The organism is Xanthovirga aplysinae, assembly GCF_009711365.1.
Taxonomy (GTDB): Bacteria; Bacteroidota; Bacteroidia; order Cytophagales; family Cyclobacteriaceae; genus Xanthovirga; species Xanthovirga aplysinae.
The window spans coordinates 1-10,391 of the sequence record NZ_SMMB01001179.1 but is presented as its reverse complement, the minus strand read 5'-3'; the positions used below and the strand labels follow the sequence as shown (position 1 = coordinate 10,391).

Sequence of the window (10,391 nt, the reverse complement as noted above, 5' to 3'; positions counted from 1 at the left end):
GGTTTGTGGTAAGCCTATTAATTGTAATCTTCGCTTTTGAATTTAAAAGCTACAATGTCGGGCCTGGTATGGATTTGGGAACACTCTCTAACGATTTTGAGGAATTAACCGAAATTCCACCAACGGAACAGCCACCGCCCCCTCCACCACCAAAAGTAATTCAACAACCAGAAGTAATTGAGGTGCCTGATGAAGAGGAAATTGAAGAAGAAATTGAGGTGAATCTTGATATAGAGGTTACTGAAGAAACAGAAATTGAGGAAATTGTTTTTGAAGAAGCCCCAACAGAAGAAAAAGCAGATGAAATTTTTACGATTGTGGAAAATCAACCCGAGTATCCTGGTGGCATGAAAGCTTTTTATAAATATGTCAGTAAAACTATGAAATACCCGGCACAGGCCCGTAGAATGGGGATAGATGGTAGGGTAATTGTGCAGTTTGTTGTAGATACTGATGGGGCTATAACTAATGTTAAGGTAATAAGAGGACGGGGTGCAGGATTAGATGAAGAGGCCATTCGCGTTCTTAAAAATTCAAAAAAATGGAAAGCCGGAAAGCAAAGAGGTATACCAGTAAAGGTAAGAATGACACTCCCAATTAATTTTAAGTTAAACTAAATAGAAAAAAGAGTAAGTGTATTAAAAAGAGACTGTATCAAAAGTAATATCTGATCAGCCTCTTCTTTTTTTAATGAGAATAAAAATTTCAATTTAAGAAAATTTAAAGAATGAAGTGACGCTTTGCATGTGGTCATCTTTCAAACACATTTATGTGTTTGAAAGATCAGTTTTTGAATATTTTTTTTGCCATTGAGTAGCTGTTCTTGTTTATCGTGCCGATTGAGCTTACCAGGCCAATTTTCTTAGAATAACACACATTTTATGGTATTTTCGATCACCCTTTTTTTTAAAAAAATAGGGTCAAAACCAAAGCCATCAACCTCTTGTTTCGCTATCCGAATTGGATTCAGCCATGAGCTCTTCCAAGGAAGAATGAAGTAAAGTAGCTGGTCAAAATTAAAGACCTTTAATGCAGCTTTTCCTTTGTGTTTTGACAAAATCAAATTCAAAAAAGGCAGCTCAATTAAACTCCCTTTATTTATTTAAGGAGTCTTTTGAAACAACTTCTTTCTTGCCTCTTTTTTGAATTACTTTTTTTTACCCAATTGAGAAATCTCCAAATAATGTTTCTGATTTTTCCCCAAATTAGTCTTATTCCAAGGAATATTTAATAAGGACTCCTCTTCTCTAAATACACAATCAGTTACCCGACAGTAAGCACAGCATTTACCAGGAATACAGGGATCTGCATGAGTAAAAACCTCTACATTATGAGAAGAAATACTCTCCAAACATTCCTCCAACAATTGAATTTCATCATGAACAGTTTCCAGATTAAAATAAAAAGGAAGGGTTAAGTGACAATCTACATGTAAATCAGCACCATATTTCTGAATTCTAAGGTTATGTACGTCAATCCAGTTTTTCCTTCGATGATTATTTAAAGCCTTTACTACTTTATTAAAAGTTTTCGGATCTACTTCATCCATTAGGCCCGCTACTGATTGCCTTACTAACCGATATCCATTAAATAAAATATAAAGGGCAAAAAGAATAGAAAAAACACTATCCAGCACAAAATAATTGGTAAAATAAATAAGAAAAGCTCCAATTACAATTACCGTACTGCTAAGGGCATCAACCAGCAAATGTTGACCATCAGCCTTCAAGGTAAGTGAATTTTGTTTTTCTCCTTCTTTCTTCAACAGATACCCCAAACCAACATTTACAAAAATGGTGGAACTTAAGATTAGAGCTCCTAATGGAAGGCCTTGAAGATCATTAGGGTTAAAAAATGCTTGAACGGATTCTACAATCATAAAAAGACCAGCAAATCCAATTAAGGCTCCTTCAAATCCGGCGGAAAAAAATTCAATCTTCCCATGCCCATAGGGATGGTTTTCATCTTTTGGTTTTGAAGAGAGATATATACTGTAGTAAGCAAATCCGGCGGCAACCACATTTATAATGGACTCCAAAGCATCGGTTAAAATAGCCTTGGACCCGGTCAAATAATAAGCTGCAAACTTTATTGACATCAACAGCACGCTTACTACTAAGGAAAGCATTACTAATTGTAGGCGCCTTTTCTTTTCCTTCATGGTCCTTATTTTTAGCAAATTAAGACAGAAAACAACCATTAAAACAAGAGCAACCTTAAAGAAAGGTTGCTCATCATGAATGTAGATCTCTTTAAAGGAACGAAATTTTTCGGGAAACTTTTATTCAATGCCAAAAATAAACCTTCACCAGTGTTTCATCATTATGCGGAAATCCACTGCATAGCTAAACCACAAAGATATGCTCCATAAGTTCCTAAGAAATAACCTAGTACTGCAAGTAAAACTCCTACGGGAGCTAAAGCAGGGTTAAATGCAGCCGCAACAATTGGAGCAGAAGCCGCCCCCCCAACATTCGCCTGACTACCGACAGCCACAAAAAAGAATGGTGCTTTAATTATTTTTGCCGTTACCAACAAAATCGTAATATGAACCAACATCCAAATCCCTCCAACCAAAAACAATCCCGGAGAATGGAAAACAGCCATTACATCCATTTTCATTCCAATTGTTGCTACCAACAAATAAATAAAAACACTTCCGATTCGTGAAGCCCCAACACCTTCCAGCTTCTTTGCTTTTGTAAATGAAAGGAAGAATCCAATAGCAGTAGCAATTACCACCAACCAGAAAAATTTACTGTTTAAACTGTAGGTTTTCAATGCTGGAAAATTTACTTCTATATAAGGTCCAAGGATATCGGCAAAATAATGGCCAATAGCCGTAACGACAAATGCTATTCCTACCACTAGCATAGTATCCGAAGTAGAAGGAATCTTTGAAATGCTTAATCGATAATTTTCTACCTTCTGCTTCAATTTTTCCACTGAAGAAGAGTCGGCCTTAAACACTTGATCAATTTTCAGGGATTTCCCCACTCCAAACAATAAAAAGGCCATCCAAATATTTGCCACAATAATGTCTACAGCTATCATTTTGGAATACAAACCCCCACTAGCACCAAAAACTTCTAACATAGCAGCCTGGTTGGCTCCTCCCCCAATCCAACTACCGGCTATTGTAGAAAGGCCTTTCCAAACCTCATTTGCTCCTTCCCCTCCGACCAACTCAGGGTTGAATTGCTTAACTATAATAATTGCCAATGGACCACCTAACATTATACCAATTGTTCCAGCCAAAAACATCACCAATGGCTTATAACCCAGGTCCAGAATCCCTTTTAGGTCAATACTTAACGTAAGTAAAACCAAACTAGCAGGCAATAAATAACGAGAGGTCACAAAATACAACTGAGAGGATTCTCCCGAAATAAGCCCCATGGAATTAAATATTGAGGGGATAAAATAACATAAAAGAAGGGACGGAATAAATGTGTAGAACTTCTTCCAAAATGGATGCGAACTACTTGAAGTCTTAAAAATCAGAGCTAGTACGAGAAAAAGTAACCCCAATACCACCGCATCATTGGTTATTAGGGGTTCATTCAAATCCTTTGGTTCCATAATTTAACTAATTGCTTGTAGAATTCTTATCTCTTGTTGAAAAAATTTCATAAAATTAAAGATTTATTTCATATTAAAAAGCCTCTAATCAGGCATACTATCATCTCCTAAAAAAATTAACGAAATCGTTTTCGGTTTATCTTTAGAAAAAAGCATTAAAAAATCTCCTTAACAATAGTTTTAAATTCACTTAATATCATAGCAGTAGCTCCCCATACAACATGCTGTTTCACATCAAAATAAGGAGTATCCAAGATAAGTTTGTTCGTTAATTCCAATTGGGTTTGTTTCATCTTGGAGTCATCCAATAGATCAATTAAGGTTGCTTTAATTATTTTTTTCACTTCTTTGGGATCTGGTTGAAATGATAATGAATGTCGCGCAAACCCAACCACAGGACGAACTAAAAAATTACTGGCAGGAATATATAAATCCGTTAGTTCACCAAGTATTGTAACCTGGGAAGGATCAACCCCAATTTCCTCATGAGTTTCACGTAAAGCTGTTTGGATCAGATTTTTATCATACTTCTCCACCTTTCCTCCCGGAAGACTAACCTGATCACTGTGAACCCCTGGATAAGAAGGTCTCAACATCAAAGGAAAAAAAATTTTTTCCTGCTCAGGGTATAATAACAACAATACGCCACCTCGTCGCGCAGATTTGGGGCTTGATAGTTTAAAACGATCCTCAATTTTAAAGAGAGGGGCCATTTTTCGCTGAGCCACTTCACCTGGTAATGGCGCCTTCAATCTCTCCTCGAGCTTTTCAATAAAAGAATAGAACAACCTGTGTTAAGCTTTATTTAACCAAATAATTTCTAAATCCATAAAATATTGGGTGAATGTTAAATAACAACTGGAACTGTAGTAAAAAATTACCGTCTAGGGTTCTCTTAAAATAAATTTTTCTATTCACCCAGGATTGATTTGGGACAAATTTAAAAAAACTTCCAATTGATTAAATAATTAGTAAAGTCATTTTAGCACCCAAAAACCTAATTTATTTCCTTACCTATATTTTATTTTCCAGAAAAAATATAAGATAAAAAAACATCACCACCATCACAAAGTGGCCATAACACATAATAACATACCTTGATATTTTTCAACAATCCCTACCCGCAATCTAAACCAACTTGAAAAAGAATATTTAAAAATTATATCAATAGCCTACAAAAATCAACTTCACAACTTTTTTTTAAAATTAATATTAGTGTAATAATTAATTTTCTACCTAAATATCAAAATAATTTCATTAAATAAGTATTTGCATAATCTACTATAAACCTTAGTTTTAAGTAAACTAAACTATAACAATTATGAACAAAAAAATAACATTCTTATTAACCATTACACTACTGTTCTTCAGTATAAGTAATGCCGTTAGTCAGGATTTTTCTATTTCCGGAAAAGTAACTGATGAAAACGGAGAAGGCTTAATAGGCGTCAATGTAGTTGTGAAATCTACCGGAAAGGGAACGATCACTGACATTGACGGTAATTATTCGCTAACAGTACCCGAGGAGAATAATGTCCTGGAATTCTCTTTTGTAGGCTATAAAGGCCAGGAATTTACGATAACATCCTCAAATTCTTCTTTAAATATTACTTTGGAAGAAGACATTACCAGTTTAGAAGAGGTTGTAGTAACCGGGCTTGCTTCTTCTATTAAAAGAAGTAACCTGGCCAATGCGGTTTCTACTGTATCCGCAAAGGATTTAACGGGTACTACCTCACCCTCTACCCTCGATGGAGCATTACAAGGAAAATTAACGGGAGCAAATATAATTGCAAATTCTGGAGCTCCGGGTGGAGGTATATCCATGAAGCTTAGAGGAATTACCACCATTACCGGTTCATCGGAACCTCTATATATTGTAGATGGAGTCTATATGGACAATTCTGCAATATCTGCAGGAACCAATCCCGTTACCCAGGCCTCAAGAGGGTCAAATATAACTACAAATCAGGATAATCCTTCGAATCGTATTGCTGATTTAAACCCGGATGAAATCGAAAATATAGAAATATTAAAGGGGGCATCCGCCGCTGCCATTTACGGATCTAGAGCCAACGCCGGAGTGGTTATTATCACTACCAAAAAAGGAAAAAATGGAAAAACCAAAATTAACTTTAATCAGGACATTGGCTACACTAGTATTCTTAACCCATTAGGTTCCAGAGAATTTACCGTAGACAAAGTAAGAAATCTCTTTGATCTTACCACGGAAAAAGGAATCGAGGCAGCAAATGCTGAAGTTGCCCTTTTCCAGAAAGCTCAACAAGAAGGAAGATTGATTGATTGGGAACAAGAAATGTACGGAAATATAGGTCTTATCACTAAGTCTAACTTAAGCCTTTCGGGAGGAACAGAAAAAACAAAGTTCTTTATTTCAGGAACGCTAAATGATGAAGAAGGAATAATAAAAAACACAGGCTATTCCCGAAAATCCTTGAGAACCAATATCGACCATAAACTTTCAAACCTGATTAATTTTTCTGTTAATTCAAACTATATCCATTCATCAGCAGACAGAGGATTAACCAACAATGACAATGCAGGAGTTTCTTATGGAGTAGCCCTTACCTCCACCAAACCTTGGGCCGATCTATTCCCCGACGAAGATGGAAATTACCCAAACAACCCATACGCTGGTTCTAACCCTATTCAGACAAGAGATCTTTCCACAATAAATGAAACCACCAATAGGATTTTAACAGGATCTACAGTCAACTTTCATTTCATAAACACAGATGATACCTTTTTAAAAATGGTATTAAGAGGAGGAGTGGACTATTATAACAATGAAAGTAATGTATACTTTCCTGAAGATTTACAATTCATGGGAGTAATGAACGGCTTTTATTCCAGAGGAAATAATAGGGTGATAAATACAAACGCATCAGCCTTCTTAGTATTTAACAAATCCATAAATAAAGTAGACTTTACTTCTCAATTAGGAACTTCAAGGTTAGACTTCAATCAAGATAGGCTTACTACACAAGCAACCCAACTTATAGGAGGCCAAAAAAATTTAGAACAGGCCAGCGCTGTTAGTGTTTTTAACAAGAGTTTAAAAACAATTGACATAGGCTATTCTTTTCAACAGGAAGCCAACTTTGCTGACAAACTTATTTTAACCGCTGGTATTCGCCTGGACAAATCATCTCTTAACGGAGACCCAAATAAGCTATATGCCTTCCCTAAAATTTCAGCCGCCACTAACCTGCATAATTTTGATTTCTGGAGCGTGGATCCTATCAGTCAGTTAAAGGTCCGGCTTGCTTATGGAGAAGCGGGTGGAGTACCTAGTCCCCACCCTGTAAATTTACAGCAACCTTCCTTCACCATCTTTAATGGTACAGGAATTAGTGGGCAAGCAGGGTCCATTATTGGATTAGTCAGAGGAAACAAAGATATACAACCTGAAAGATCCAAGGAAATTGAAGCGGGATTAGATATAGGTTTCTTTGACAATAAGATTAATCTGGAAGCCACTTATTATAACAAAACGGTAGAAGACCTCATTCTACGAGCAAATGTACCTTACTCTTCTGGGTTTACTAGTAGAACAGTCAATGGAGGCGCTTTAAATAATAAGGGAATAGAAATTGCCTTAAGCACCACCCCCGTTGATATTTCTAATCTGAAATGGGAATCCCGGACCAGTTTCTGGAAGAACCGTTCAAAAATGACTCGATTGGATGTCCCATCTTTCACCACTGGAGGATTTTCAAGTGCTTTAGGGATCTTCAGAATTGAAGAGGGCAAATCCGTTACGCAAATTGTGGGCTATGTAGGCGATGAAGAGGTCGTGATCGGAAATGCGGAACCTGATTTTCAAATGTCCTCTTTTAACACCTTGACTTTCTTTAAGAACATAGAATTTACTATGCTCTGGCATTGGAAGCAGGGGGGAGACAATATTAATCTTACTAAATTATTGAGCGATTTCGGAGGTACTACCTTTGATTATGATGAAGACGATGACAATAATGGAATCATTAATGGTGACCAAAGAAAAATTGCCTACTCAGAAGGTAATAGTGCTGATGAATTTATAGAGGATGCCACTTACTTGAAATTAAGAGAAATAGCCCTATTCTATAACATTCCTAAAAAGGTAATTGGAAGCACACTTAGCAATTACATCTCATATTTAAAAGTGGGAGTATCTGCCAATAATGCACTAATGTTTACTAAATACAGCAGCTACGACCCGGAAGTCTCTAACTTTGGGAATAATGGGATTTCTACGGGGGTGGAAGTTACTCCTTTCCCTTCTTCCCGAAAATTCTTCTTCCATTTATCAGTTGGTTTGTAAACTATAAAATCTTAAACAATGAGAACAATGAAATTAATCAATAAAATAGGCACCCAATTACTCTTAATTATGGTAATTCTATCAGGGTGCCAGATTGAAGATCAAATAGATCCAAACAGTCCGGATCTTACTGCCATAGAGAATGCGAACAGTGCCCAGCTAAATAACTTGGTAATAGGTTCCTTATCCCAAATGAGAATGGAATTGGAAACTTACATGGATGGGGTTAATGTAATTGGAAGAGAAATTATTCGCCACTCAGGATCTGACCCTAGGTATATTTCCGATTTAATCATGGGAAATCTGGATAATAATGCCTTTTATACCACAAGACCCTATGCTGCAAGATATAGAACAGTCAAAAACCTCAACCTCCTTATAGAAGCGGTAAATAATTCAACCAAAGTAAGTGAGGAAAGTAAACCGGATTACCTTGCTTTTGCAAAAACCATTATGGCCCATGAACTCCTAATGGTTTTAAACCAACAACAAAGCAATGGTATCAGACTGGACGTTAATAATCCGGATAATGTAGGGCCAGTTGTTGGAAAGGAGGAAGCATTAAATGCTATTGCTAATATGCTCAATGAGGGATATGAATATATGAAGGAAGATGTTTTAGATGACAAAGGAAACATTTTAGATTTACAAATAAGCTTATCTGATGGTTTTTCCGGTATTCTCTTTAAGGAATTTAACAGGGCCCTTGCTGCCAGGGTAGCTATTTATAGAAAGGAATACAATCAAGCCCTCAATTATTTAAATGATTCCTTTTTCACCCTAGAAACTTCACAAGGAGGTCTTGCAGATGGAGCATATTTTGTATTTTCAAGTGGCTCTGGAGATATTACCAACCCACTATATTTAGAACAAAATAATACTGGAGAATGGAGATTAGCAAATCCTGATTGGGTCACTGAAGCCGATCCAAATGATCTAAGACTGGACAAAGTGAGTGAACGTAAAGAGGCTTTCTTCCATAAAGAAAGTAAATTAAGTAGCAGTTATGATATTTGGTTATACCAAGACCAGCTTGCTCCTATTCCCATTATAAAAAATGAAGAATTGATTTTAATTTATGCTGAGGCAAAAATCCATTTAGAGGAGTACACAGACGCCATTAATGCCTTGAATATCGTTCGAACAAATGCCGGTTTGGAAGCATATAATGGGGAAGAAACCAATGAAACCTTAATAGATGAAATGCTAACTCAAAGAAGATATTCATTATTCATGGAAGGTCACAGATGGTTAGATATGATGCGCTATAATAAACTTAGTGAATTAGGAGATAATGTTCACACCGCTTTTCCTACACCATTAGTGGAAATAGGCATTTAAAACTTTCAGAAAATATGATAAAAAAGGAGGAGCAAAAGTTCCTCCTTTTTTTGTCAGGAAATTTCCAAAGGAAAAATAAATTCAATTACAATACTTATCTAACATCACTTTCCCTTTTTCCTCCCCTCTCTTAGCTGACTGCTTCCAGGCCTCACATGCTTTTTTCAAATTTCCTTCATTTTGGAAGGCCTTCCCTAAATAATAATAAGCCAACTGTACATTTTCATCTTTTGAAATTGCTTCTTGAAATAATCGAATGGCTTGATTAAAATCTCCTAATTCCAAATATAAAATCCCTTTATTTCTATATGCCCAAGCATTATAGGGATCCAGACTAATACTTAAATCAATATCCTTTTTAGCTTTATCCAATTCTCCCCTTTTAATAAAAATATAACCCCTGTTGTTCAAATAAAAAGGATGTTGGAATTCCAATTTCAGAGCTTTACTAATAGCCTCCAATGCTTCATCATAAGCTCCTTTTTCTACCCTTAACATGGCCAAAGCATTATATGCACTAGATTGGTTATTATCCAATTTTAAAGCATATTCAATATCATTTTCAGCCTTCCTATATTGTTCAGTATATAGCATCATATTAGCCCGGTTAATATAACTCTCTACATTTTTTGGATCTAATTCGATAGTTTTGCTAAAAGAAACTATTGCATCTCGATATTTTCCTTTGTTAGCAAATACCAAACCTAAGCTAAAATGCACATAAGCTGTGTCAGGCCAAGCTTCTACTACTACCTCCAAATCCCTCAGACTTCGGTCATACTGCTTCATCGCAATAAAATTATTGGATCGGTTATAATAAGCATCCCAATATTCCGGTTTTAAAATAATTGCCTGATTGTAATCGGCCAGTGCATTCCCATTCTGTCCCAGCCCCTGATAGGCCACTCCTCTATTATTAAAGGCATCTGCAGAAGTGGAATCCTTTTTAATTGCCTCAGTATAATACCGAACCGCTTGTAAATACTCCTGCCCAGCTAAGGCCTCATTCCCCTTTAAAATAAAACGTTGCACTTCTGTAGACTTTGAATCACAACCAAACACCAACAATATAAAAATCAAATACTTAAATAATTTCATAGTCGCTCTTTAAAAAATCATCAACTAAAAGAATCTTAATAGG

At 36.1% G+C, this 10,391-nt stretch carries 7 protein-coding genes; 3 read left to right on the top strand and 4 right to left on the bottom strand.

The genetic code is table 11. The features are described from left to right. Positions 1-5 precede the first annotated feature (5 nt). Complete coding sequence (locus E1171_RS15720) at positions 6-617, top strand: TonB family protein (protein ID WP_187696491.1); 612 nt, start codon at positions 6-8, stop codon at positions 615-617. A gap of 530 nt (positions 618-1,147) precedes the next feature. Here E1171_RS15720 and E1171_RS15715 read toward each other — a convergent pair. The 3 genes from E1171_RS15715 to E1171_RS15705 all read right to left on the bottom strand — a co-directional run bounded on the left by E1171_RS15715 (position 1,148) and on the right by E1171_RS15705 (position 4,334). Further along, a complete protein-coding gene (locus E1171_RS15715; protein ID WP_155206999.1) occupies positions 1,148-2,161 on the bottom strand; it encodes a cation diffusion facilitator family transporter in 1,014 nt (337 codons plus the stop codon). Between the two features lie 161 nt (positions 2,162-2,322). Further along, positions 2,323-3,582: a DUF819 family protein gene (locus tag E1171_RS15710; protein ID WP_155206998.1), complete on the bottom strand. Its 1,260-nt coding sequence runs from the start codon at positions 3,580-3,582 to the stop codon at positions 2,323-2,325. 155 nt (positions 3,583-3,737) lie between these two features. Next, positions 3,738-4,334 (bottom strand): NUDIX hydrolase, encoded by a 597-nt coding sequence (locus E1171_RS15705; RefSeq protein WP_246164382.1) that lies wholly within the window; start codon positions 4,332-4,334, stop codon positions 3,738-3,740. 569 nt (positions 4,335-4,903) lie between these two features. On the opposite strand from E1171_RS15705, the gene E1171_RS15700 reads away from it, so the two are divergent. After that, positions 4,904-7,909, top strand: coding sequence for a SusC/RagA family TonB-linked outer membrane protein (locus tag E1171_RS15700; protein ID WP_155206997.1), 3,006 nt, complete (start codon positions 4,904-4,906; stop codon positions 7,907-7,909). A 27-nt stretch (positions 7,910-7,936) separates the two neighbouring features. Continuing rightward, positions 7,937-9,250 (top strand): RagB/SusD family nutrient uptake outer membrane protein, encoded by a 1,314-nt coding sequence (locus tag E1171_RS15695; protein ID WP_222931520.1) that lies wholly within the window; start codon positions 7,937-7,939, stop codon positions 9,248-9,250. A gap of 81 nt (positions 9,251-9,331) precedes the next feature. On the opposite strand, the gene E1171_RS15690 is transcribed toward E1171_RS15695, so the two are convergent. Continuing rightward, entirely contained in the window at positions 9,332-10,348 is a 1,017-nt protein-coding gene (locus E1171_RS15690) for a tetratricopeptide repeat protein (RefSeq protein WP_155206995.1), read from the bottom strand. Positions 10,349-10,391: the final 43 nt, after the last annotated feature.